Genomic DNA, 24,612 nt, shown 5'->3' with positions numbered 1-24,612 from the left:
GGAGCTTAGCCTGCCCCTTCGGCCAGGCCCATCTTTTCAGCGCACTCCCAGGCTTGTATCAGCGCCTCTTTGGCCACCTTCTTCATGCGCTTGATGGCGATTTCCCGGCGCAGGGCCTCGCCCTTGTCGGCGCAGGCCTCGACGAACACCAGCGCCTGGGCCGGGCTGGAATGAAAGAAGCGTGCGCCCTTGCCGCTCTGGTGCTGGGCGAAGCGCCGCTGCGGATCGTCGCTGATGCCGCAATAGAGGGCGCCGTTTTCGGCACGTACCAGATAGACGAACCAGGGCTTGGCGGCGGGCGTGGCTTCAACGGATTCGGGCATTGCGGGGTCCTGATGGAAAGCCGCCGCATTAGGCAATGTCGACGCCTATCAGGACAAGTCTTTCAATGCGCCGGCCCGGTAGGCAGCCAGGCCTTTCGCGGCCTGCTTGCGGATGGCGTTCTGCACCGCAGGCAACCAGCCCAGCAACAGTCCCTTGCCGCCCAGGGCCTGGCGCGCCCAACGCCAGAGATCGAAGCTGTCGTGGTGCTCGATGATCTTGCCGTCGGAGAAGAGAAAGCGCGCCTGGATGCGGTTTTCCACCATGCGTCCGGTCTGGCTGAACAGGTAGGTGGCCACCCAGTTGGCGCGGCCGGTGAGGTCATCGGCTTCGACACCGTCGAAGGTCAGGCTGAACTGCTGGGCGCGGCTGGCGAGCATGCGCCACATGTCGGCGGCCTCCGCGCCATTGAGGTCGGTGAAGACCGGATCACTGAAGTGCACGTCGGGGCTGTAGCAGGACGCCATGGTCTCGGCATCGAGGCGCTGGAAGGCCTGGTAGAAGCGGGTGATGAGTTCGGCGTTGGGGTGGGCCATGGGCAGCTCCGGCTCGAAGGTCAGAGCGAAAGTATTGACCTGGTCAGGCCGGTTGCTCCAGCCCCATCGACCTGGCGAATGCATTCGCCACCGCAACGATGGGCCCGGCTACACCGTCTCTTCCTTCAGCTCCTTGAGGTGCTTGTAGACGGTGGCGCGGCCCATGTTGAGGACGTTGGCCACGTAGTTCGCCGCGCTTTTGCCCTTGAAGGCGCCTTCGGCGTGCAGGGCCAGGACCAGTTCGCGCTTGTGATCGCGGGTGAGCAGGTTGAGGCCCAACTGACGCTGGCGCAGCCAGTTGTGCAGGAAGGTGTTGATGCGTTCCTGCCAGTCGTCGCGGAACAGAGCGTCGGGCTGGGGAATGAGCTTGCTGGAGGAGAGGAAGAGGTCCAGGGCCGCCTTGGCCGCTTCGAACATGGAGATGTTCAGGTTGATGCAGAGCACGGCGAGGGGCGCCCCCTGGCCGTCACGCAGCACGGTGCTCACGGAGCGGATTTTCTGGCCGTCCCAGTTGAGCTTCTCGTAGGGACCGATGTTCCGCTCGTCCACCTCTTCGCTGAGCATGTCTTCCAGGGCCGCGTCGTCGCCGACGCAGCGTTTGGAGATGTTGTTGGCGATGTAGTCGATCTTCTGCGTGCGCAAGTCGTGGAGCACCACCTCGGCATGGGGGAAGAACAACGTGGCGATGGCATCGGCGATGGCCCGGTAGTTGTCCAGCGAGGAATCGGGGCGGGGGGTCATGGAGGCGGCTCCTGGAGCGGGTAGATCGGCGCCGGACGCGGGGCCCGGCGACGCGAGTGTGGCGCAAAGCGCCTGCGCCGTCACCCCAGCCGCGCAGGGGACAGCAGGGCCTCGCTGAGGCCGAAGCGGGTCAGGTGCTCCGGCAGCGGCTGGCGCAGGATCAGGCAAGCGCTGGCCTCGCCCATGGCGGCGGAGGTCTGGATGCCATAGCCGCCCTGCCCCGCTACCCAGTAGAAAGCCGGCGTGCGCGGGTCGTAACCCGACACCAGGTCGCCATCCGGGAAGAAGGAACGCAGACCGGCCCACACCCGCGCGGGGCGGCGAATGCTCATGGTGGTGTGTTCCTCGATCTGGTAGATGCCGAGGGCGATATCCAGCTCTTCGGGCTGCACGTCATGGGGGGCCACCGGGTCGGCGTTGGCCGGTGAGCCCAGCAACATGCCGGCGTCGGGCTTGAAGTAGAAGGATTCGTCCAGGCTCACCAGGGCCGGCCACTTGTGAGCATCCATCCCCTCCGGCGGCGCGAAGATGAAGGCGGCGCGGCGCTTGGGCTGCAAGCCCAGGGGCTGGACGCCGGCGAGTTGCGCCAGCTGGTCGCACCAGGCGCCAGCGGCGTTGATCAGGACCGGTGCCTGGAAGTCTCCCTGACTGGTGCTGACCCGCCATTGCTCGTCCTGGCGCTGGACGCCCGTCACTTCGCAGCTGTGCCGTATCTCCCCGCCGTTGCGACGGATGCCGCGCAGGTAGCCCTGGTGCAGGGCATCGGTGTCGATATCGGCGGCGCTGGGGTCGAGCATGGCGCCCTGTACCTTGTCCCGGCGCAGCACCGGCACCAGCGCGCAGGCCTCGTCCGGGGTGAGCATTTGCATTTCGGCGACGTTTTCCAGGGCGCTGTCGAACTGGCGCTTCAGCTCGTCGGGATCGCCGGTGAAGTCCACCACCATTTCGCCACGGGGCGTGAGCAGGGGGTGTTCGCTGAAGCCTTCCGGCGGTGCGTCGAAGAAGGCGCGGCTGGCGGCGGTCAGGGCGCGGACCTGCGGCGTGCCGTAGGCCACCGTATAGAGCGCGGCGGAACGGCCGGTGGAGTGATAGCCGGCGTGTTCCTCGCGCTCCAGGACCAGCACCCGACCGTGGCGAGACAGCCAGAAGCCGGTGGAAGCGCCGGCGATGCCGGCACCGATGATGATGAAGTCGGCCTGGTTCATGGGGTCACCTCACTGGCCCGAGCGCTGAAGATGATAGAGGGCGTTGGCCAGGGCCATGTCCTCGAGGCCGAGGCCGATGGAGCGGAAGAATACCGGGCGGCGGTAGTCAGGCCGTGGCACCTTGCCGCTGACCAGATCCGGCAGGTCGCCACGGATGGCTTCGCGGCTCCAGCCGTGGCGCTCGGCGGCCAGCAGCATTTCGCCGGCAGAGCCCGGCGTGGTGGCGCGGTAATCGCAGTACACCTCCATTTCGCCCAAGGTCTCCGGCGGTACTTCGTGGGCGCGCGGGGCGTTGGTGCTGATGGACGTGATCAGGGCGGGCTTGGCCAGACTGCGCGGGTCCAACACCGGCCCGGCGGAAGAGGTGCAGAGCATCACCACGTCGGCATCGGCCACGGCCGCTTCAAGGCTGGTGCAGATATCCACGCGCGGGTCCTGGGCGAGCAACTGCGCCCGCACCTCGGCATCCCCGGCCAAAGCCGGCGAGAACACAGCGATGCGCTGCCAGTCACGCAGCCCCTTTACGTAGTGCAGGTGCGCGCGGGCCACCGGACCGCTGCCGATCACCGCGAGGCGGCGCGCCCCTTCGGGGGCCAGGGTGTCCACCGCCACCGCGGTGGTGGCGGCGGTGCGCGCGGTGGTCAGCTCGCCGGCATCGCAGAGCAGCAAGGGCTGGCCGGTTTCCATGGACATCAGCAGGGTCCAGGCGGTGACCAGGGCGCCCTCGGGCTTCTTGATATAGGGCGAGGTCTTGACCCCGTAGACCTTCTCCTTGGCCAGCACACCCAGGTAGTTGATGAAGTCACCGGCGGCATTGGGGAACTCCACCAGTTGCTGGGCCGGCTGGATGGCTTCGCCGGCGGCGAGGTCCAGGAACATGCTGCGCATGGCCTGGTGCACGTCGACCTGCTGGAGGAGACGACGGCTTTCGGCTTGCTGAAGGACGAGGGGCGGGGTGCTGGACATGGGGACGCTCCCAAAGCGGATATAAACTATTTGTCCATACTGGACTTTAAAGTCTTTATCAGCAAGGGGAATGCGACGACGATGTACGGGAATGGCGCCTGGGTGTAAGGCCGCGTTGCGGCGTCCACCATTGCGGGAGCGAAGAGGTTTACCAGCCCACGCCGAAGCCCACGGTGTAGCGGGTCTCGTCGAGTTCGTCCTTGGCGCCGGCGACCTGGTCCTTCTCCGCCTTCACGTTGAGGGAGGCCCAGTCGGTCAGCTTGTAGCGCAGGCCCGCTTCGGCATCCAGCGCGTAGTCGGCGGTGTTGTCCAGGGGACGGCCGACTTCGCCGCTGGTGAAGAGCTCCACGGTCTTGCCCACCAGGTAGCGGTTGTAGTCCCACTTCGTACTGACGGCGTAGAAGTTTTCCTCTTCGCCGCTGGCGAACTGGTAATCGCTGCGGTTGACCAGGGCGGCGAGGGAGAAGGCCCCCAGTTCGTCATCCCAGAACTGGTAGCCGGGGCCGGTACCCAGGGTGCGCTGGCGTTCGAGATCCTCGATCTTGTCGCGCTTGTACTCACCACGGCCCTGCCAGAAGAACTTGTCGGTGATGAAGCGATCGAGCGCGTACTCGGTTTCCCAGTTGTCCGTGGTCTTCTCGTCATCGGTGAATTCGCGGTTGAACTCGCCCGAGGCGTTGTGGCGCCAGCGACCGTGGCGGGCCTTGGTCTTGAAGTCGACTTCGTAGTCGTCGGTGTCCGACTCGGCGCGCTTGTAGTCCAGGGAGAGGTCGACGTTGCCGCTCCAGGTCAGGTCCTCCACCAGGGGCTTGGGCTTCATGATCTGCTCGATACTGGCCAGCTCCACTTCCTTGGGCGCCTCACCATTGGCAAGGATCACCTTGCCATCCTCGGACCGGTGCAGGGACTTGGCACGCTCGCCGTCGAGATCCCCCTGTTTGATCAGCAGCTCGCGGTCGCTTTCCAGGGTGGCGACCTTCTTCCAGTCCAGCGGGATGGTGCCGCCGTATTCGGTTTGCAGCACAAGCTTGCCGCCATCGAAGACGCGGATGGTGCCGGTGAGTCGGTCGCCATTCTTCATCCAGACGGTGTCGGCGAAGGTGGCGGTGGAAGCGGCGGCGAGCGCCAGGCAAAACATGGATCTGGACAACATAAAACGGCTTCTTTGGTTCTGGATCTCAAAAAAAGCCGGGCATTATCCCTATGACCGACAGCAGAGCAAGGACTGACCGACCAGCTCCCGTCGAGTTCCGGAAAATCGATGAGCGTGCCCTGCCGCCGTGACGGTGCGACTATGCTGGCTGTCGCGAATGTACTAAGGCTAGGGAGCAGCATGGTCGGTAGAAAGAAGAGCAAAGAGGTGCCTGAGCAAGCGTGGGCGGACTTGCCGACAGCCAGCGCGGAACGTCGGCGCGAGGCGCTGTACCTGACCCTGGGCCAGGTTCCGGAAGGCAAGGTGGTCACTTATGGTCAGTTGGCGGAATTGGCCGGCCTGGGTCGCGCCGCACGCTGGGTCGGGCGGACCCTGAGCCAATTGCCGGCAGGCACCCAACTGCCCTGGCACCGGGTGCTCGGGGCCGGCGGACGCTTCAGCCTGGCGGTGGGCACGCCTTCCGGCAACGAGCAGCGGGCACGTTTGCGAGCCGAAGGTGTCAGTATCCAGAACGATCGGGTGGACATGCGTCGGCACGGCTGGCATCCCATGCCGCCCAAGGGTTAGAGTGCGCGCTGCCTTGTCTTCAGCCCCCATCCTGGACGCCGTGAGCCGCCTCATGCCCAGCCCTACGCCTTTCGGACCGCACCGCTAATGTCCCATCGTTCCTGGCGCGAAGCCATCGCCGCCTATGCCACGCCGGCCACCCTTTCTCTGCTGTTGCTGGGCTTCGCCGCCGGCCTGCCGTACATGCTGGTGTTTTCCACCCTTTCCGTCTGGCTTCGCGAGGCCGGGGTATCCCGCGAAACCATCGGCTTCGCCAGCCTGATCGGCCTGGCCTACGCCTTCAAATGGATCTGGTCGCCGCTGCTCGACCAATGGCGCCTGCCACTGCTGGGCCGTCTCGGTCGCCGCCGTTCCTGGCTGGTGCTTTCCCAGGCACTGGTGGGACTCGGGCTGGTGGGGATGGCGTTGTGTGACCCCCAAACCAACCTCACCTGGCTGATCGCCCTGGCGGTGCTGGTGGCCTTTGCATCCGCCACCCAGGACATCGCCATCGACGCCTACCGCCTGGAAATCGCCGAAGACAGCCGCCAGGCCGCCCTGGCCGCGAGTTACATGACCGGTTATCGGGTCTCGGCGCTGCTGGCCACTGCTGGCGCGCTCTACTTTGCCGAATGGTTCGGCTCCAGCGTCACGGTCTATGAATATGGCGCCTGGGCCGGGACCTACCTGCTGTTCGCGCTGCTGATGCTGCCGGGGCTGATCACCAGCCTGTGGATGCGCGAGCCGCTGGTGGACCTTCCGACCCAGGGCAACCCCTCGCGCTTCAAGCTCAAGCATCAGCTGTCGTCGGTGCTGATCCTGCTGGTGATGCTGATCTCCCTGCCGGCGATGATCACCGGCATGCTGGACCGCGCCTGGCCCCGCGCCGCGCTCTACGCGATCTTCCTGATCACTTGCCTGTCGCCCTGGGGCATGCGCCAGATCCTGCCGGTGCGCGATCTGCTCAGCCAGCAACGCCGCCAGTTGCTGGTGGCTGCACGGGGCAAGGTGATGCCCAACTTCGACTTCGTCCACCAGACGGTGTCGATCATCGTATTGATCGTCATCCTGGTGACCATCGCTGCCGCGGCGAAGGCGTTCTCTACCGGCGCCTGGCCTCGCGGGACGATGTTCCTGCTGATCACCCTGGCCTGCTTCTCCGCCGCCGGCCGCCTGCTGATGGCGCCGGTCCTGACCCCCATCAGCGAGTTCGTCCAGCGCTACCGCTGGCAGGCCCTGCTGCTGCTCGGGTTGATCGCCACCTATCGGATGTCCGACACGGTGATGGGCGTAATGGCCAACGTCTTCTACATCGACCAGGGCTTTACCAAGGAGCAGATCGCCAGCGTCAGCAAGCTCTTCGGCCTGGTGATGACGCTACTCGGCGCGGCCGCCGGTGGCCTGCTCATCGTGCGCTTCGGCATCCTGCCGATCCTCTTCATCGGCGGCCTCAGCTCGGCGGCCACCAACCTGATGTTCGTGGCCCTGAGCGACATGGGCCCGCACCTGAACATGCTGATCCTGACCATTTCCTGCGACAACTTCAGTGCGGGCCTGGCCACCTCGGCATTCGTCGCCTACCTGTCGAGCCTGACCAACCTGAAGTTCTCCGCCACCCAGTACGCCCTGCTCAGTTCGATCATGCTGCTGCTGCCGCGCCTGATCGGTGGCTACTCGGGCGTGATGGTGGAAAGCCTGGGATACCACAGCTTCTTCATGGTCACCGCCTTGCTGGGCATTCCCACCCTGGTGCTGATCGTCATCCAGTGGGGCCGCGACCGCCGGCAGCCGAAGGAGAATGGTTCCCCCGACGCCCCGCAGGCTCCTCATGCTCCCGGGTCTACCGAGCAACCCTGATCCGCAGACATGAAAAAGGCCGGCAATTGCCGGCCTTTTTCTTGCCCGCCGAACCTCAGCCCGGCACCACCTGGACCATGCGCGGCGGCTGCGCCAGTTCGACACCGGCGGCGCGCAGGCTGTCGCGCACGTTCTCGTTGAGCATGAAGATCACGCCCCAGTAGTCCGCATTGGACGTCCAGAGGCGCAGGGACAGATTGATGGAGCTATCGCCCAGGGCGGATACCACCACTACCGGTTCCGGCTCCCGCTGCACACGGGGGTCACGGGCCAGCTTGAGCAACACGTCGCGAGCCTTCGACAGGTCGGAGGAGTAGTCCACCTTCACGTCGTAGAGCACCTGGCGGGTCTCCTGCTTCGAGTAGTTGGTGATGATGCCGTTGGACAGGCTGCCGTTGGGCACGATCACGGTCTTGTTGTCACCGGTGCGCAGCACGGTGTGGAAGATCTGGATATGGTCGACGGTCCCGGACACGCCCTGGGCCTCGATGAAATCACCGACCTTGAAGGGGCGGAACAGCAGGATCAGCACACCGCCGGCGAAATTCGCCAGACTGCCCTGCAGCGCCAGGCCGATCGCGAGGCCGGCGGCACCGATGGCGGCGACGAAGGAGGTGGTTTCGATGCCGATCATCGACGCCACGCTGACCAGCAGCAGAATCTTCAGAATGATGTTGGCCAGGCTGCCGATGAAGCCCTGCAGGGTGCGGTCGACCCGGCGATGCTGCATCAGGGCGCCGACCTTGCCGGTCAGCAGATTGATCAGCCACCAGCCCACCAGCAGGGTGATCAGGGCCAGCGCCAGCTTGCCGCTGTACTCAAGCACAATGGGCAACCAGGCCTCGGATACTTTCACCAACTGGTCGACGTTCATTTCCATGGGGTTCTCCCGCGCTATTGTCAGCAATGCAAAACCAGGCCGCCATGGACAAACCATGGCGGCAAAGGTTCAAACGAACACAGGGTTGCGACGCGAATCGGTCGCGAAGGTTCCGCTCAGTCGCGGAAGTTGTTGAACTGCAGGGGCATGCCGAACTCCTTGGCGCGCAGGGCAGCGATGGCTTCCTGGAGGTCGTCACGCTTCTTGCCGGTCACGCGGACCTGCTCGCCCTGGATGGCGGCCTGGACCTTCAGTTTGCTTTCCTTGATGTGCGCGACGATCTTTTTCGCCAGTTCCTTGTCGATGCCTTCGCGCAGTACGGCTTCCTGTTTCACGACCTTGCCGGACGCGTAGGAATCCTTGATCTCCAGGCACTGGACATCGATCTTGCGCTTGACCAGGGCCAGCTTGAGGATTTCCAGCATCTGCTCCAGCTGGAAGTCGGCTTCGGCCGTGAGGGTGACCGTCAGCTCCTTGAACTCGAAAGTGCCCTTGCCGCGCAGGTCGTAGCGGCGATCGAGCTCCTTGATGGCGTTGTCGACGGCGTTGGTGACTTCGTGCTTGTCCAGTTCGGACACCACGTCGAACGAGGGCATGGGATTCCTCCAGATAGAAGGCGCGATCTGCATCACGGATATGAGAGCGCCTGGCTTGACGGTTAAAAATGCGCACCCATTATAACCGAGCGACAAGCCACCTTTTATGGGGGCCGTCCCCAGCAGTCCGTAACCGGCAGAACGGTAGGGCGACAAGGCAACCTGAACGAGGCTTGATATCATTACGCCATATCCCGCTGTCCCACCCCCCTTGCGAGCCTGCCAAATGCCCAATCCTTATCTCAGTATCCTGGTGGTGGACGATGCGAAGTTCTCCAGCGCCATGATCGGCCGCACCTTGAGCCAGGCGGGGTACCAGGACGTGCGCTTCGCCAGCAGCGCCAGCGAAGCCCTGAACCTGTTGGAACACAAGCCGGCCAACGTCATCCTCGCCGACTGGCTGATGCCGGAGATCGATGGCCTGGAATTGACCGCGCGGGTGCGCCAGCTGGATGAGATGACCGATCACTACAGCTACATCATCCTGCTGACCGGCAAGGAGGGCGACAATGTCCTGAGCGAGGCCTTCGACCGGGGTGTGGACGACTTCATCAGCAAGGCGGAGATGAGCGAACAGCTGGTGCCCCGGATCTTCGCCGCGGACCGTCTGTGCAACACCCTGCATCGCCTGCTGCAGGAGAACCGCCTGCTTACCCAGAACATCGCAGCCCTGGAACAACGCAACCTGGTGGACTCCCTCACCGGCCTCGGCAACCCGCGCTACCTGCGGCAGAAGCTGGCCGACAGCCTGCGCCAGGTGGAGTCCCGCGGCGGCGCCCTGTGCTACTTGCAGATTGGCTTGCTGGATGCTCCGCAGCTGCGCCAGCAGTACGGCGAAACCTTCTTCAATGAGCTGTTGCACGGCGTCGCACGGCGCCTGCAGCAACTGGTGCGTCCGCTGGATGTGCTGACCCGCCTGGACGACAACCAGTTCGGCCTGATCACCCTGCTCGACGACCTTCACGAATGCTCGCCGAGCAGCTTCCGCCGCCTCCATGAAGGCCTGAACCTGAAGGCCTTCAAGACCAGTGAAGGCTTTATCACCCTCAAGGCCGGCATCGCCTTGGTGGGCCTGGATACCAAAGCCCTGCCCCTGGATGTCGAAGAGTTGCTGGAGAAGGCCTCCGCCATGCTCCCAGAGGCCTACGCCAGCGGCCGAGTGACGGCCCTGCGCCTGCCCCAGCCATGACCTGGCATATCCTCGGCGCCGGCAGCCTTGGCAGCCTCTGGGCTGCCCGCCTGACCCGCGCAGGCCTGCCCGTGCGCCTGGTCCTGCGTGACCGCGCCCGGCTCAAGACCTATGAAGCAGGCGGTGGCCTGACCCTGGTGGAACAGGGCGAGGCGCGGCAGTATGCCATTCCCGCCGAATTGCCCAGCAGCACCAGCCCCATCAGCCGCCTGCTGGTGGCCTGCAAGGCCTACGACGCAGAAGCCGCCGTCCAGCCCCTGCTGCCGCGCCTGGCCCCCGGCGCCGAACTGGTCCTGCTGCAGAACGGGCTGGGCAGCCAGGACGCCGTGGCCCTGAAGCTGCCTCATGCGCGCTGTGTGCTCGCCTCCAGCACCGAAGGGGCCTTTCGGGACGGGGACTTCCGGGTGGTATTCGCTGGCCACGGGTTCACCTGGCTCGGCGACCCGCTGCGCCCCGAAGCGCCGGCCTGGCTGGCGGAACTGGAACAGGCTGGAATCCCCCACGGCTGGACGCCGGACATCCTCTCCCGGCTGTGGCGCAAGCTGGCGCTGAACTGCGCCATCAATCCCCTTACCGTGTTGCACGACTGCCGCAACGGCGGACTCGCCGAGCACCCGGCGGAGGTCAGCGTGCTATGCACCGAACTGGCCGAGCTGCTGCAGCGCTGCGGACAGCCCGACGCCGCCGAAGGCCTGCACGACGAGGTGCTGCGGGTGATCCAGGCCACCGCGGCGAATTACTCCTCCATGTACCAGGATGTCGCCAACGGTCGGCGCACCGAGATCAGCTACCTGCTGGGCCACGCCTGCGCCACCGCAGCCCGTCACCGGCTCAACCTGCCCCACCTGGAGAGCCTGCACACACGCCTCAAGGCCCACCTGCTTCAGCGTGGATTGCCCGTCACCTGACCCCGCGCTAACCTGCCTTTCAGCCCAGCCGCGGATATCTGCCCCCTTGACCAGCCTGCGTCAACGCCTCGAGAACCTGTCGGTCGGCCGCAAACTGCTCGCCGCCCTGCTCGTTCTGCTTGCCACCGTCCTGCTCATTGCCAACCTGGCCTTCATCAGCGCCGCCTACTGGATCTCCCAGGAAAGCGTGGCCCCCCAGGGCCTGGAAACCCTCGGCCGGCTTTTCGCCACCTCGTCCCTCGGCCCGGACGCGCTGGCGTCCGAAGAAAACGGCAAGAAGATGCTGCAGCGCCTTGAGGGTTACACGCCTCTGCGCGCCGCCGCCCTCTACGACAGCGACGGCCACCTGCTGGCCCAGTTACAGCGTAGGGAGCCGCTCGACCTGCCGTTGAAGGCCAGCGACATTTCCAACTGGCGCCTGCGGGAATTCCGCACCACCCACCTCGCGGAACTGCCCGTCCCCGGGCGGCAGCCCGGCCACCTGCTGCTGATAGCGTCCAGCGAGCTGCCCAGCGTGTTCTACACCGGCACCCTGACCGCGAGCCTGGCCATCCTTGCCTGCAGCGTGCTGCTCTGGTTGCTGGTGGCGCGGCAGATCAAGCGCATGGTCACCCGCCCGATCCGCCGTCTGGAGGAGCTTTCCCGCCAGGTCACCCGCGAGGAGAACTACTCACTGCGCGCGCCACGGGGCAATCGAGACGAAATCGGTAGCCTGGCCGACGCCTTCAACACCATGCTCAGCCGCATCGAGGCCCGCGAACAGCAGCTCAAGCGCGCCCGCGACGACGCCCAGGCCGCCTTCGACCAGGCCCACGAGCTGGCCGAGGAAACCCGCCACTCCAACCGCAAGCTGGAGCTGGAAGTGCAGGTGCGCAGCAAGATCGAGAAAAAGCTCACGGGCTTTCAGAACTACCTCAACAGCATCATCGACTCCATGCCCTCGGCGCTCATCGCCCTGGACGAGCAGCTCTACGTCACCCAGTGGAACCAGGAAGCCAGCGCCCTCTCCGGCACCCCGATGGACGATGCGCTCAACCAGCCGGTATTCCTGGCCTTCCCATCGCTCAAGCCCTTCCTGCCGCAGATCCGCCTGACCGCCGAAAAGCACAAGGTGGAAAAAGTCGAACGGGTCAGTTGGCTCGTGGGCGAAAACGTCCACCACTACGCGCTGACCTTCTACCCGCTGATGGGCGGCACCGGGCGTGGTGTGGTGATCCGCATCGACGACATCACTCAGCGCCTGTCCATGGAAGAACTGATGGTGCAGTCGGAAAAGATGCTCTCGGTGGGCGGCCTCGCAGCCGGCATGGCCCACGAGATCAACAACCCCTTGGGCGCTATCCTGCACAACGTGCAGAACATTCGTCGACGCATCTCGCCGGAGCTCGATCGCAACCAGGAACAGGCCGCCATCAACGGCATCAGCCTGGAAGTGGTGAACCAGTACCTGAACGCCCGCGAGGTGCCCAAGCTGCTGGATGACATCCACCAGGCCGGCGCCCGCGCTGCGAAGATCGTCAGCCACATGCTCGCCTTCAGCCGTCGCAGCAATCGCCAGTTGGCGCCGTGCCAGTTGCCGGTGCTGATCGACCAGGCCCTGGAGATCGCAAGCAACGACTTCGACCTCACCGAGGGTTTCGACTTCAAGGGCCTGCAGGTCGTCCGCGAGTTTGACGCGGAGCTGGGCCCGGTTCCCGGTACCGCCAACGAACTGGAGCAGGTGCTGCTGAACCTGCTGAAGAACGCCGCCCAAGCCATCCACCTGCGCGAGGATGACGAGGAAGGTCGCATCACCCTGCGGACCCGGCTGAGCCCGCCGTGGGCGGAAATCCAGGTGGAAGACAACGGCGTGGGCATCCCGGAAACCGTGCGCAAACGTATCTTCGAGCCCTTCTTCACCACCAAGGAAGTGGGCCAGGGCACGGGGCTCGGCTTGTCGGTCTCGTATTTCATCATCACCAACAACCACAAGGGCCAGATGGAAGTGCAGTCCAAGCCCGGCCAGGGCACCTGTTTCACCCTGCGCCTGCCGCTGACCTCCAGTGCCACGACTGCAGGAACCTGAAATGGGCAACCGCCTCTCGAAGATCTACACCCGCACCGGCGACAAGGGCGAAACCGGCCTCTCCAGCGACCGCCGCGTCCCCAAGGACCACCCTCGGATCGAGGCCATCGGCGAAGTGGATACCCTGAACAGCCAGCTTGGACTGCTGTTGGCGGATCTGACCGAGGGTCAGGAGCGCTGGCCGGGGCTCGCCGAGGTGATTTCGGTGCTCGCGCCCTGCCAGCACCGTCTGTTCGACCTCGGCGGCGAACTGGCGATGCCTGAATACCAGGTGCTGGATCGCCCGGAAATCGAGCGGCTGGAGACGGCCATCGACCGCTGGAATGACGAGCTGGGTCCCTTGAAGAACTTCATCCTCCCCGGCGGCTCGCGCCTGGTGGCGCAGGCCCATGTGTGCCGCAGCTTCGCCCGCAGCGCCGAACGCCGCGCCCAGACACTGAACCGGGAAGAGCCGCTGCGGGACGAGCTGCTGGCCTACCTCAACCGCCTCTCCGACCTGCTGTTCGTCGCCGCCCGACTGATCGCACGTCGGCAGGGAGTGGAGGAAGTGTTGTGGGAGGCGGCGAAGAAGGGGTGACTCGCGCCTGCACCGACCTTATCGCCCTGTGGGGGCGATTTCTATCGCTGAGCAGGCCGGAGGCCTGCCCTACCCTCATGCGGGCCAGAACGCCCGAATCCCCGCAACACCCTGGGCGCCGGCCTGCCAGGCACGCTCCAGGTCGGCGGGACCGACACCGCCCAACAGGTAGACGGGTTGGTTGAAGCCCTGGAGAAGCTCGGTGGCGCGGTCCCAGCCCAGGGGCTCGGCCTCGGGATGGGTCTGGGTGGCCTGCACGGGCGAAAGGCTGACGAAGTCCACTTCCATGGCCGCCGCCAGCTGCAACTCCTCGAGGCTGTGGCAGGAAGCGGCCAACCAGCGTTCCCGGGGGAAAGGGCGGCCATTGGGGGCGTATTTGCGCAACTGGTCGGCCGTCAGGTGCCAGCCGGCGGCGGGGAAATCGCCCAGCCACTCCAGCGGCCCCTTGAGCATCAATTGGGCCTTGCCCGCACATAGGCCCTGGACGTCCACCGCCAGGTCACGGTATTGGGCATCGAACATCTTTGGCGCCCGCAGTTGCACCAGCCGCACGCCACTGGCCAGCGCCGCCTTGAGGCCCGCCAGCAGCGCCTGGGGCTCGATATCGTCGGGGGTGATGAGGTAGCGGTCCGGCAGGCGTGCAGCGGCTACGATGGGCTTGTTCGCGGCCGGAAATTCGTAGCCACCGAGCTCCCGGGAGGACGCCCAGGCCAGGGGCTGGCCTTCGGCGCCGTGGGGCACGCCGGTAAAGGCGCTGACTTCCCAGACATCCAGGAACACCTGCTTGTCGGGGTAGTCGTGGTGGACCTGGATCAGCGGCCGGGCGGCGCTCACGCGAATGCCCAGTTCCTCCTCCAGCTCACGGGAGAGCGCGGCCTGCACGGCCTCGCCCTCCTCCACCTTGCCGCCGGGAAATTCCCAGAGGCCGCCCTGGTGCTTGTCGTCCGGGCGCCTGGCGATCAGCACCCGGCCGTCGGCGCCACGGATCACTGCGGCAGCCACATGCACTCGTTTCATTCGATGATCTCCGTCTCCTGCAAGGCGGCCTGGTACCAGCGCTGGAAAGCCGGCCACCGATAAATGGTCTCGACGTAGGCTGCTGCCTCTTCCGGCAGCTCCACGGCATAACTGCGCAGGCGGCTGGCCACCGGCGCATAGAAGGCGTCGGCGATGCTGGCATGGCCGAACAGATAGGGGCCATCCTGGCCGAAGCGCGAGCGGCATTCGGCCCAGATGGCGCAAATGCGGCGGATGTCCTCGGTCACTTCCTCCGGCACCTCGGAGAGCGGCTGGCTGCGCCGCATGTCCATCGGCATGTGGCTGCGCAGGGGCACGAAGCCGCTGTGCATTTCCGCACAGACCGCACGGGCCATGGCGCGAGCCGCCTGGCCAAACGGCCACAGGTGCGCTTCGGGGAAGCGTTCGGCGAGGTATTCGGCGATGGCCAGGGAATCCCAGATGGTGCCGTCTTCGGACTTCAGCACCGGGACCTTGGCGGTAGGCGAGTACGCCAACAGGCGCTTGTGGCTGTCTGCCTGGTAGAGGGGGACTCGTACCTCGTCATACGGTGAGCCGGTCAGTTCCATGGCCAACCAGGCCCGCAGCGACCAGGACGAGTAGTTCTTGTTGCCTATCACCAGTGTCAGGGACATGCCTTCCTCCTTTGTTCCAGTTCCCTAGGGTGTCGCTGGATCATGAAAGCTGCCCGCGCCCCTGGCAAATTCCCGATTTTCATCGGGGGATGAAAATCGGGAATGCGAGGGCGACTGGATTACGTCCGGTATTCCGCGTTGATCTTCACGTATTCGTGGGACAGGTCGGTGGTCCAGATGGTTTCGCTGCAGTCGCCACGACCCAATTCGATGCGAATGCTGATTTCCTCGCGGGCCATTACCGCTGCGCCCTGCGCCTCGGTGTAGGTGGCCGCGCGGCCGCCCTGGCTAGCGATGCAGACTTCGCCGAGGAAGACGTCGATCTTGCTCACGTCCAGGTTCGGCACACCGGCATAGCCCACGGCGGCGAGGATGCGGCCCCAGTTCGGATCGGAGGCGAACAGTGCCGTCTTGATCAGCGGCGAGTGGGCCACGGCGTAGGCCACGTCCAGGCACTCCTGGTGGTTGCCACCACCGTTCACTTCCACGGTGACGAACTTGGTAGCGCCTTCGCCGTCACGGACGATGGCCTGGGCAATTTCCATGAACACATCGAACACGGCTTGCTTCAGCTTGGCGAACAGGTCGCCGCTGGCAGCGGTGATTTCGGGCAGGGCGGCCTGGCCGGTGGCGATCAGCATGCAGCAGTCGTTGGTGGAGGTGTCGCCGTCGATGGTGATGCGGTTGAAGGACTTGTTCGCCGCATCGCGCACCAAGGCGTGCAGCACGTCGCGGGCCACCTTGGCGTCGGTGGCGATGTAACCGAGCATGGTGGCCATGTTCGGGCGGATCATGCCGGCGCCCTTGCTGATGCCGGTGACGGTGATGGTCACGCCGTCGTGCTGGAACTGGCGGCTGGCCCCCTTGGGCAGGGTGTCGGTGGTCATGATGCCTTCGGCAGCCTGGGCCCAGTTGTCGACCTTCAGATCCTCCAGGGCAGCGGGCAGCGCGGCTTCGATCTTCTCGACCGGCAGCGGCTCACCGATCACGCCGGTGGAGAACGGCAGCACAGCGTCTTCACTCACGCCAGCCAGCTCGGCCAGTTTCGCGCAGGCGCGACGGGCACGGACCAGGCCGTCCGGGCCGGTGCCGGCGTTGGCGTTGCCGGTGTTGGTCAGCAGATAGCGGACATCGCCGGCCACGCGCTCACGGGTGATCAGCACAGGGGCGGCACAGAAGGCGTTGGTGGTGGTCACTCCGGCCACGGTGGAACCTGCGGCACAGCGCATCACCACCACGTCCTTGCGCCCGGGGCGCTTGATGCCGGCAGAGGCGATGCCGAGTTCGAAACCGGGTACCGGGTGCAGGGTAGGCAGAGGGCCAAGACCAACAGCCATGGGGAGCGCTCCTTTGTGATCAGGGGACCGGCTGCGGACAGCGCAGGCGGCCTGGGGTTATCTGGAAAAACGCCGCGAGCGGCAGGGCCGGTCGCGGCGTTGGAACAGCAGCAGAGCCTTAGTTGATTTGACCGTGGCAGTGCTTGTACTTCTTGCCGGAACCGCAGGGGCAGGGCTCGTTACGGCCTACCTTGGGCTCGGTGCGAACCGGGGCTGCAGCCGTGGCGACGGCTACGTCGTCCTGCTCTTCGGCGGCCTCGGCGGCTTCTACGTCAACCATGCTGGGCGCAGCAGCATGCTGGAACTGCATGCGTTGGGCCAATTCCTCGGCCTCGCGGCGCAGACGCGCTTCTTCCTCGGCGGGGTCCTCGCGACGCACCTGAACGTGGGAAAGAACGCGAATGGTGTCGCGCTTGATGGAGTCGAGCAGGTCCTGGAACAGGGTAAAGGACTCGCGCTTGTACTCCTGCTTCGGGTTCTTCTGGGCGTAGCCGCGCAGGTGGATGCCGTGACGCAGGTGATCCATGGTGGACAGGTGGTCCTTCCACAGGTCGTCCAGCACGCGCAGCAGCATCTGTTTCTCGAAGGCACGCAGGGCTTCTGCGCCAGCGAGGTCTTCCTTCTCGTTGTAGGCGGCCAGCAGCTGGGCGAGGATCTTCTCGCGCAGGGTTTCTTCGTAGAGCTTCTCGTCCTCGTCGAGCCACTGCTGGATCGGCAGCTTCAGACCGAAATCGCTGTACAGCGCGTTTTCCAGACCGGAGACATCCCACTGCTCCGGCATGGACTGCGGCGGAATGTGGGCGTCGATGGTGCTGTTCAGCACTTCCTCGCGGAACTCGACAATGGTGTCGCCGATGTCTTCGGCCGCCAGCAGGCTGTTGCGCATGTGGTAGATCACCTTGCGCTGCTCGTTGGCCACGTCGTCGTATTCGAGGAGCTGCTTACGGATGTCGAAGTTGCGGCCTTCGACCTTGCGCTGGGCCTTCTCGATGGCGTTGGTCACCATGCGGTGCTCGATGGCCTCGCCAGACTGCATGCCGAGGGCCTTCATGAAGTTCTTCACCCGGTCGGAGGCGAAGATGCGCATGAGGTTGTCTTCCAGCGACAGGTAGAAGCGGCTGGAACCCGGGTCACCCTGACGGCCGGCGCGACCCCGCAGCTGGTTGTCGATACGGCGGGATTCGTGACGCTCGGAGGCTACTACGTGCAGGCCACCGGCCTCGATCACTTGCTGGTGGCGCTTCTGCCACTCGGCCTTGATCTGCGCGACCTGCTCGTCGGTCGGGGCTTCCAGGGCGGCGACTTCAGCTTCCCAGTTACCGCCGAGGAGGATGTCGGTACCACGACCGGCCATGTTGGTGGCGATGGTCACAGCGCCGGGACGACCGGCCTGGGCGATGATTTCTGCTTCCTTCTCGTGGTACTTGGCGTTCAGCACCTTGTGCTCGATGCCTGCCTTGATCAGCAGCTGGGAAACGTACTCGGAGCTTTCGATCGAGGCGGTACCCACCAGCGCCGGACGGCCACTGGCCTGGCATTCCTTGATGTCACTGATGATGGCGGCGAACTTTTCTTCCTGGGTCAGGTAGACCAGGTCGTTGAAGTCCTTACGGGCAACGGGGCGGTGGGTCGGGATCACCACGACGTCCAGGCCGTAGATCTGGCGGAACTCGAAGGCCTCGGTGTCAGCGGTGCCGGTCATGCCGGACAGCTTCTTGTAGAGGCGGAAGTAGTTCTGGAAGGTGGTGGAGGCCAGGGTCTGGCTTTCCGCCTGGATCGGCAGGTTTTCCTTGGCCTCGATGGCCTGGTGCAGGCCCTCGGACAGGCGACGGCCGGGCATGGTACGGCCGGTGTGCTCGTCGATCAGCAGCACCTGGTCGTTCTGCACGATGTATTCGATATTGCGGTGGAACAGGGTGTGGGCGCGCAGCGCGGCGTAGACGTGGGTCAGCAGGCTGAGGTTGTGCGCCGAGTAGAGGCTCTCGCCCTCGGCCAGCAGGCCAGCCTGGGTCAGCATTTCCTCGATGAACTGGTGGCCCATCTCGTTGAGCTCGACCTGGCGGGTCTTCTCGTCCACCGAGTAGTGGCCTTCCTGGGTGACCTGGCCTTCCACTTCTTCGATGTGCTGCTTGAGGCGCGGGATCAGCTTGTTGATCTGGATGTAGAGCTTGGAGCTGTCTTCGGCCTGGCCGGAGATGATCAGCGGAGTGCGCGCTTCGTCGATGAGAATGGAGTCCACTTCGTCGATCACGGAGAAATTCAGCTCGCGCTGGAATTTGTCATCCGTGCTGAATGCCATGTTGTCGCGCAGGTAGTCGAAGCCGAACTCGTTGTTGGTGCCGTAGGTGATGTCGGAGGCGTAGGCGGCGCGCTTCTCTTCCGGCGGCTGGAAGGGGGTGACGATGCCAACGGACAGGCCGAGGAATTCATAGAGCGGACGCATCCAGTTGGCGTCGCGGCGGGCCAGGTAGTCGTTCACGGTGACCACGTGCACGCCCTTGCCGGACAGCGCATTGAGGTAAACCGCCAGGGTTCCCACCAGGGTCTTGCCCTCGCCGGTGCGCATCTCGGCGATCTTGCCTTCGTGCAAGGTCATGCCGCCGATCAGCTGGACGTCGAAGTGGCGCATGCCCATGACGCGCTTGCCGGCCTCCCGTGCCACGGCGAAGGCTTCCGGCAACAGCTGGTCCAGGGTCTCTCCCTTGGCCAGGCGCGCCTTGAACTCTTCGGTCTTGGCGCGCAGCTGGTCATCGGACAGGGCAACCATCTGCTCTTCGAACGCGTTGACGGCCTGGACAACCTTGGCCATACGCTTCACTTCGCGTTCGTTCTTGCTTCCAAAGAGTTTCTTCAACAATGGCGCAAACATATAGAGAGGATCTTCCACACATTGGGATGGAGGGCGGCCTGGAGTCGCCCGCGCAGCCGCCATGGCTGCTTGCGAAGGGGGCATTCTACTCGGATTCCTTGTCGAGGAAAGCGGGTGCACTTCCCAGCCCCCGTCAGAACCTGTTGAGGTGGTGTCCCCCAGCGCGGCGCCCTCGCACTCCGGCAAAACGGAGGAAGTGGCAGGTCCGGCGGCCTTGGAACACCGGGGCAACAGTTCGCTTCTGTTAATATTGGGGCATCGCGATTTCCTTCAAGCACCCACCATGGCATTCCGTCCCCTGCCCGCCCGCTCCCCCGCCGCGCTGCTGCGCGAGGAGAAGCCGCTACGGGCGCTGTTCAACGAGGCCCAGCGCATCGACCAGCTGCAGCAACTGCTCGCCAGCCAGTTGCAGCCTGCCGCCCGCGAACACTGCCATGTTGCCTCCTGGCGTGAGGGCAGGCTGCTGCTCATCGTGACCGACGGCCACTGGGCCACCCGGCTGCGCTACCAGCAGGCCCGCCTGTTGCGCCAGTTGAAGGCCTTCGAGGCTTTCGCCGGACTGGAACGCATCGTGTTCAAGGTACAGCCAAGCTACGGCGCCACCAGCGCGCCGGTGACCGAAGGCCGACTCTCCCCCGCGGCGGCAGAAAGCCTGGAATCCACCGCCGAAACCGTCAGCGACCCCAGGCTGCGTGAAGCCCTTGAGCGTCTCGCTCGCCACGGTAAGCCAAAGGACTGAGCTTGGTCCCCTTCAGACAGGCATAAAAAAAGGCCACCCGAGGGTGGCCTTTGAAGTCAGGAAAGAGGGTATTGCTTAAACGGCTGCTACCGGTCGCATATAGGAGATAGGCGCAGTCCTGGCATCCTCGAAGGTCACCACTTCCCAGGCGTCCTTCTGCTCGATGAGCTGGCGCAGCAGGCGGTTGTTCAGCGCGTGGCCCGACTTGAAGCCACGGAATTCGCCGATCAGACTATTGCCGAGCAGGTAGAGGTCACCGATCGCATCGAGAATCTTGTGCTTGACGAACTCGTCCTCGTAACGCAGGCCGTCTTCGTTGAGCACCTGGTTCTCGTCAACCACGATGGCGTTCTCCACGCTGCCGCCGAGTGCCAGGTTCTGGGAACGCAGGAACTCGATGTCGCGCATGAAGCCGAAGGTCCGCGCACGGCTGACCTCCTTGACGAACGAGGTGCTGGAGAAATCCACGCTCGCACTCTGGGTACGGTTGCGGAATACCGGGTGATCGAAATCGATCTCGAAGCTCACCTTGAAACCGTCGAAGGGCACGAAGGTGGCGCGCTTGTCGCCCTCCTCCACAGTCACTTCGCGCAGGATGCGGATGAACTTCTTCGGCGCGTCCTGCTCCTGCAGGCCGGCGGATTGAATCAGGAAGACGAAGGGACCGGCGCTGCCGTCCATGATCGGCACTTCCGACGCGGAGAGTTCGACGTAGGCGTTGTCGATGCCCAGGCCAGCCATGGCCGAAAGCAGGTGCTCCACGGTGTCCACCTTGACCTCGCCGTTGATCAGCGTGGTCGACATGGTGGTCTCACCGACATTCTCGGCACGCGCGGGGATGTCCACCACGGGTTCGAGGTCGGTACGGCGAAACACTATGCCGGTGTCTACCGGCGCGGGCTTCAGGGTCAGGTAGACCTTTTCCCCGGAATGCAGCCCCACGCCAGTGGCACGGATAATGTTCTTGAGAGTGCGTTGTCTGATCATGGCATTGGCCGCTTGAGCGCAAGTTGCGAACTGTTTTCAACAATGGGCGGCGATAATAGCAGAACCGCCCTTTGCTGAACACCAATCACCCTAATGCTCCTGATACAGTCCATCAATCAGCCTGGCGACGCAGGAATGCCGGAATATCCAGATAATCCAGATCATCCTGCGTGTTCAGCTTGGCCGCAGTGGCCGCGCCGGCGTGAGCCTGATTGCGCATCACAGTCGGGCGATCCAGGTCGCGGTAGTTGACCGACGGCTGCTCCGGACGGGCGGCTACGGTGGCGGTGGCCACGGCGGCTGCCTGAACGGTGTTGTCGACCACCTTGACCGGCTTCTCGATGCGCGCGCCCAGGCCAGTGGCCACTACGGTCACGTGCAGTTCGTCGCGCATGTCCGGATCGATCACGGTGCCCACCTTGACGGTGGCGTGCTCGGAAGCGAACTGCTCGATGATGTTACCCACGTCGGAGTACTCGCCCAGGGACAGGTCGGGACCGGCGGTGATGTTCACCAGGATGCCGCGCGCGCCCTGCAGGTTGACGTCGTCCAGCAGCGGGTTGCGGATGGCTGCCTCGGTGGCTTCGCGGGCGCGGTTCGGACCGCTGGCGCAGCCGGTGCCCATCATGGCCATGCCCATTTCACCCATCACGGTCTTAACGTCGGCGAAGTCGACGTTGATCATGCCGGGGCGCTTGATGATGTCGGAGATACCGCGCACAGCGCCGGCCAGCACGTCGTCCGCCTTGGCGAAAGCGGCCAGCAGGCTGGCGTCCTTGCCGAGGATGGTCAGCAGCTTCTCGTTGGGGATGGTGATCAGCGAGTCGACGCTTTCGGCCAGGGAGCGGATGCCTTCATCGGCGATCTGCATGCGCTTGCGGCCTTCGAACGGGAACGGACGGGTCACCACCGCAACGGTGAGGATGCCCATTTCCTTGGCCACTTCAGCGATGATCGGCGCCGCACCGGTACCGGTACCGCCGCCCATGCCGGTGGTGATGAAGACCATGTCGGCGCCCTGCAGCACTTCAGCGATGCGGTCGCGGTCCTCGATGGCAGCCTGGCGGCCGACTTCGGGGTTGGCGCCGGCGCCGAGGCCCTTGGTCACGCCCGGGCCGAGTTGCAGGACGGTGCGCGCGCCAATGTTCTTCAGCGCCTGGGCATCGGTGTTGGCGCAGATGAACTCGACGCCTTCGATGTTGCTCTTGGCCATGTGGTTCACGGCGTTGCCACCGCCACCACCGACACCGATCACTTTGATTACCGCTGTTTGCGGAACGTTATCTACGAGTTCGAACATTTTCCCCTCTCCTTCCTTTTTTAGTTTTTCGCCTACTGCGTACCGCGTTTAAAAATTGCCCTGAACCCAGCGCTTCAGCCTTTCCAGCACAGGGGCCTTGGGTTCTTCGCTATAGCCAAAGCTGCCAGTGGACGCGGGCATGCCATCAGACTGCTTGCGCAGCCCGTACAGCAGAAGACCCACGCCCGTGGAGTAGATGGGGTTGCGCACGACGTCGGCGAGCCCCTTCACGCTATGCGGCACGCCGAGGCGCACCGGCATGTGGAAAATCTCTTCGGCCAGTTCCACCGCGCCTTCCATCTTCGCAGTGCCGCCGGTGAGGACGATGCCTGCCGGGATCAGGTCCTCGTAGCCGCTGCGACGCAGCTCCGCCTGGACCAGCGTGAACAGCTCGTCGTAACGAGGCTCGACCACTTCGGCCAGGGCTTGGCGCGACAGTTCGCGCGGCGGGCGGTCGCCAACGCTGGGCACCTTGATGGTTTCGCCGGCACCGGCCAGCTTGGCCAGGGCGCAGGCGTAGCGGATCTTGATCTCTTCGGCGTACTGGGTCGGGGTACGCAGGGCCATGGCGATGTCGTTGGTCACCTGGTCGCCGGCGATCGGGATCACCGCGGTATGGCGGATGGCGCCCTCAGTGAAGATGGCGATGTCAGTGGTGCCGCCACCGATGTCCACCAGGCAGACGCCCAGTTCCTTCTCGTCGTCGGTCAGTACCGAGTAGGCCGAGGCCAGTTGCTCCAGGATGATGTCGTCCACTTCCAGGCCGCAGCGGCGCACGCACTTCTCGATGTTCTGCGCCGCATTCACTGCACAGGTCACTACGTGCACCTTGGCTTCCAGGCGCACGCCGGACATGCCGAGCGGCTCGCGCACGCCTTCCTGGTTGTCGATCACGTAGTCCTGGGCCAGGGTGTGCAGCACGCGCTGGTCAGCCGGAATAGCCACGGCCTGGGCGGCGTCCAGCACGCGCTCGATGTCGGCGCCGCTCACCTCGCGGTCGCGGATCGCCACAATGCCGTGGGAGTTCAGGCTGCGGATGTGATTGCCGGCGATGCCGACGAACGCCGAGTGGATGCGGCAGCCCGCCATCAGTTGGGCCTCTTCCACTGCGCGCTGGATCGATTGCACGGTGGATTCGATGTTCACCACCACGCCCTTCTTCAGGCCGCGCGACGGATGGGTGCCAATGCCGACGATTTCCAGTTGGCCGTCGGCTGCGATCTCGCCCACCAGCGCCACCACCTTGGAGGTGCCGATGTCCAGGCCGACGATCATCTTGCCGCTCTGTACGCTTGCCATGGTTCTAACCTTCTCTCTAATTCACTGCACGGCGACCGTGGTCGCCGCCGGGGCTTCGACCGACGCCCGCCAGGCCACAGACAGGCCATTGGGATAGCGCAAGTCGACGCGCTCTATGTTCGCCATCTGGTCCTTCAGCGTTTTCTCGTAGATCGAGATGAAACGTCGCATTTTCTCCACCAGGTGATCCCGTCCCAGCAAGAGCTCGACGCCCTGGCCGGTGGACAGGAACCAACTACCGCGCTCGCGCAGCTCCAGCCGGGCTATGGAGAAGCCGAGCGGGCGCAGCATCTGGCTGAGCATCTGGTATTGCTGCATCACCTGCTCCTGGGCCCGCTGCGGGCCCCAGAGCTGGGGCAGCTGTTCATAGTGGGCCAGCTCGCGCGGGGCGAATGCCTGGCCCTGGTTGTTCAGCAGTGCCTCGTCGCCCCAGCGGGCGATGGGCAGTTGTTCTTCCAGGCGGACCATCACCTGGTCCGGCCATACCCGGCGTACCTCGGCATGGGCGATCCAGGGCATCTGTTCCAGCTCGCGGCGCATGCTCGCCAGGTCGATGCTGAAGAAGCTCGCCGCGATGTACGGGGCAATCCGCTGCTGCACCGCCTGTTGGCTGATGTAGCTCAGGTCGCCCTGCACATTGACCTTGGCGATGGGCCGGTCGGCGTAGGGCAGCAGCCGCTGCGCCGCTTCATAGGCACCGAAGCCGAGCACCGCCAACATCACCGGCCAGGCCAGCTTCCTGAGGAAGCCGAAGCTCGGCTTGGGCAGGCGCTGCGACAGCGGCTCCTTGGCCACCATCCGACTGGCGCCACGCGGCACCGGCTTACGCGACGGAGCGACGCGGCCGATTACGGGTTCCTGACGGCGGATAGTGGCGCTACGCATGGGA

At 64.8% G+C, this 24,612-nt stretch carries 23 protein-coding genes; 7 read left to right on the top strand and 16 right to left on the bottom strand.

From position 1 onward, the window contains the following. Window positions 1–5 precede the first annotated feature (5 nt). From TQ98_RS04455 to TQ98_RS04430, 6 genes are all read right to left on the bottom strand, one after another. Window positions 6–323, bottom strand: a complete 318-nt coding sequence (locus tag TQ98_RS04455) for a GIY-YIG nuclease family protein (RefSeq protein ID WP_044872022.1) — start codon at window positions 321–323, stop codon at window positions 6–8. A gap of 48 nt (window positions 324–371) precedes the next feature. Beyond that, window positions 372–857 (bottom strand): nuclear transport factor 2 family protein, encoded by a 486-nt coding sequence (locus tag TQ98_RS04450; RefSeq protein ID WP_103102881.1) that lies wholly within the window; start codon window positions 855–857, stop codon window positions 372–374. 108 nt (window positions 858–965) lie between these two features. Beyond that, window positions 966–1,598 carry a transcriptional regulator gene (locus TQ98_RS04445; RefSeq protein WP_044872023.1) on the bottom strand — a complete coding sequence of 211 codons (633 nt, stop codon included), beginning with the start codon at window positions 1,596–1,598 and terminating at the stop codon, window positions 966–968. Window positions 1,599–1,678: 80 nt separating this feature from the next. Further along, on the bottom strand, window positions 1,679–2,803 hold the full coding sequence (locus TQ98_RS04440; protein WP_044872024.1) for an FAD-binding oxidoreductase: 1,125 nt from the start codon (window positions 2,801–2,803) through the stop codon (window positions 1,679–1,681). A 9-nt stretch (window positions 2,804–2,812) separates the two neighbouring features. Further along, window positions 2,813–3,769, bottom strand: a complete 957-nt coding sequence (locus TQ98_RS04435; RefSeq protein WP_044872025.1) for an ornithine cyclodeaminase family protein — start codon at window positions 3,767–3,769, stop codon at window positions 2,813–2,815. A 148-nt stretch (window positions 3,770–3,917) separates the two neighbouring features. Further along, a complete protein-coding gene (locus TQ98_RS04430; RefSeq protein ID WP_044872026.1) occupies window positions 3,918–4,922 on the bottom strand; it encodes a DUF481 domain-containing protein in 1,005 nt (334 codons plus the stop codon). A gap of 180 nt (window positions 4,923–5,102) precedes the next feature. Between TQ98_RS04430 and TQ98_RS04425 the strand changes: the two genes are divergently transcribed. Together TQ98_RS04425 and TQ98_RS04420 are read left to right on the top strand one after the other, a co-directional pair. Next, entirely contained in the window at window positions 5,103–5,489 is a 387-nt protein-coding gene (locus tag TQ98_RS04425; RefSeq protein ID WP_044872027.1) for an MGMT family protein, read from the top strand. Window positions 5,490–5,576: 87 nt separating this feature from the next. After that, the gene (locus TQ98_RS04420) at window positions 5,577–7,325 is read left to right on the top strand and encodes an AmpG family muropeptide MFS transporter (protein ID WP_044872028.1); all 1,749 of its coding nucleotides are present in this window, start codon (window positions 5,577–5,579) and stop codon (window positions 7,323–7,325) included. 55 nt (window positions 7,326–7,380) lie between these two features. Here the strand turns inward: TQ98_RS04420 and TQ98_RS04415 are convergent, their stop codons facing one another. Both TQ98_RS04415 and TQ98_RS04410 read right to left on the bottom strand, forming a co-directional pair. Next, on the bottom strand, window positions 7,381–8,205 hold the full coding sequence (locus tag TQ98_RS04415; RefSeq protein ID WP_044872029.1) for a mechanosensitive ion channel family protein: 825 nt from the start codon (window positions 8,203–8,205) through the stop codon (window positions 7,381–7,383). Window positions 8,206–8,321: 116 nt separating this feature from the next. Further along, complete coding sequence (locus tag TQ98_RS04410) at window positions 8,322–8,801, bottom strand: YajQ family cyclic di-GMP-binding protein (RefSeq protein ID WP_044872030.1); 480 nt, start codon at window positions 8,799–8,801, stop codon at window positions 8,322–8,324. Between the two features lie 226 nt (window positions 8,802–9,027). Here TQ98_RS04410 and TQ98_RS04405 point away from each other — a divergent pair, with 226 nt between their 5' ends. From TQ98_RS04405 to TQ98_RS04390, 4 genes are read left to right on the top strand one after another with little or no spacing between them, the layout of a single operon-like run. Further along, window positions 9,028–9,990 carry a response regulator gene (locus tag TQ98_RS04405; protein ID WP_044872031.1) on the top strand — a complete coding sequence of 321 codons (963 nt, stop codon included), beginning with the start codon at window positions 9,028–9,030 and terminating at the stop codon, window positions 9,988–9,990. Beyond that, window positions 9,987–10,898, top strand: a complete 912-nt coding sequence (locus TQ98_RS04400) for a putative 2-dehydropantoate 2-reductase (RefSeq protein WP_044872032.1) — start codon at window positions 9,987–9,989, stop codon at window positions 10,896–10,898. Before TQ98_RS04405 ends, TQ98_RS04400 begins: the two co-directional genes overlap by 4 nt. A 46-nt stretch (window positions 10,899–10,944) precedes the next feature. Then, window positions 10,945–12,963: a HAMP domain-containing sensor histidine kinase gene (locus TQ98_RS04395; RefSeq protein ID WP_044872033.1), complete on the top strand. Its 2,019-nt coding sequence runs from the start codon at window positions 10,945–10,947 to the stop codon at window positions 12,961–12,963. Between the two features lies 1 nt (window position 12,964). Then, a complete protein-coding gene (locus TQ98_RS04390) occupies window positions 12,965–13,540 on the top strand; it encodes a cob(I)yrinic acid a,c-diamide adenosyltransferase (protein ID WP_044872034.1) in 576 nt (191 codons plus the stop codon). Window positions 13,541–13,615: 75 nt separating this feature from the next. Here the strand turns inward: TQ98_RS04390 and TQ98_RS04385 are convergent, their stop codons facing one another. The 4 genes from TQ98_RS04385 to secA all read right to left on the bottom strand — a co-directional run bounded on the left by TQ98_RS04385 (window position 13,616) and on the right by secA (window position 19,398). Beyond that, window positions 13,616–14,557: a Nudix family hydrolase gene (locus TQ98_RS04385; protein WP_044872035.1), complete on the bottom strand. Its 942-nt coding sequence runs from the start codon at window positions 14,555–14,557 to the stop codon at window positions 13,616–13,618. Beyond that, a complete protein-coding gene (locus TQ98_RS04380) occupies window positions 14,554–15,192 on the bottom strand; it encodes a glutathione S-transferase family protein (protein WP_044872036.1) in 639 nt (212 codons plus the stop codon). The genes TQ98_RS04385 and TQ98_RS04380 overlap by 4 nt, the downstream gene beginning before the upstream one ends. Before the next feature lie 119 nt (window positions 15,193–15,311). Then, window positions 15,312–16,529 (bottom strand): bifunctional glutamate N-acetyltransferase/amino-acid acetyltransferase ArgJ, encoded by a 1,218-nt coding sequence (gene argJ / locus TQ98_RS04375; RefSeq protein ID WP_044872037.1) that lies wholly within the window; start codon window positions 16,527–16,529, stop codon window positions 15,312–15,314. A 118-nt stretch (window positions 16,530–16,647) separates the two neighbouring features. Continuing rightward, window positions 16,648–19,398 carry a preprotein translocase subunit SecA gene (gene secA, locus TQ98_RS04370; RefSeq protein WP_103102880.1) on the bottom strand — a complete coding sequence of 917 codons (2,751 nt, stop codon included), beginning with the start codon at window positions 19,396–19,398 and terminating at the stop codon, window positions 16,648–16,650. Between the two features lie 283 nt (window positions 19,399–19,681). Here secA and TQ98_RS04365 point away from each other — a divergent pair, with 283 nt between their 5' ends. Next, window positions 19,682–20,137 (top strand): DUF721 domain-containing protein, encoded by a 456-nt coding sequence (locus tag TQ98_RS04365; RefSeq protein ID WP_044872040.1) that lies wholly within the window; start codon window positions 19,682–19,684, stop codon window positions 20,135–20,137. Window positions 20,138–20,212: 75 nt separating this feature from the next. On the opposite strand, the gene lpxC is transcribed toward TQ98_RS04365, so the two are convergent. The 4 genes from lpxC to TQ98_RS04345 form a co-directional block, all read right to left on the bottom strand. Continuing rightward, window positions 20,213–21,124, bottom strand: coding sequence for a UDP-3-O-acyl-N-acetylglucosamine deacetylase (lpxC, locus tag TQ98_RS04360; RefSeq protein WP_044872041.1), 912 nt, complete (start codon window positions 21,122–21,124; stop codon window positions 20,213–20,215). Between the two features lie 112 nt (window positions 21,125–21,236). Next, window positions 21,237–22,424 carry a cell division protein FtsZ gene (ftsZ, locus tag TQ98_RS04355; protein WP_044872042.1) on the bottom strand — a complete coding sequence of 396 codons (1,188 nt, stop codon included), beginning with the start codon at window positions 22,422–22,424 and terminating at the stop codon, window positions 21,237–21,239. 48 nt (window positions 22,425–22,472) lie between these two features. After that, window positions 22,473–23,723, bottom strand: coding sequence for a cell division protein FtsA (gene ftsA / locus TQ98_RS04350; protein WP_044872043.1), 1,251 nt, complete (start codon window positions 23,721–23,723; stop codon window positions 22,473–22,475). A 21-nt stretch (window positions 23,724–23,744) separates the two neighbouring features. Further along, entirely contained in the window at window positions 23,745–24,608 is an 864-nt protein-coding gene (locus tag TQ98_RS04345; RefSeq protein ID WP_044872044.1) for a cell division protein FtsQ/DivIB, read from the bottom strand. Between the last annotated feature and the right edge of the window lie 4 nt (window positions 24,609–24,612).

Source organism: Pseudomonas sp. LFM046 (genome assembly GCF_000949385.2).
Lineage (GTDB): Bacteria > Pseudomonadota > Gammaproteobacteria > Pseudomonadales > Pseudomonadaceae > Metapseudomonas.
This window is presented reverse-complemented; position numbering and strand designations above follow the sequence as displayed.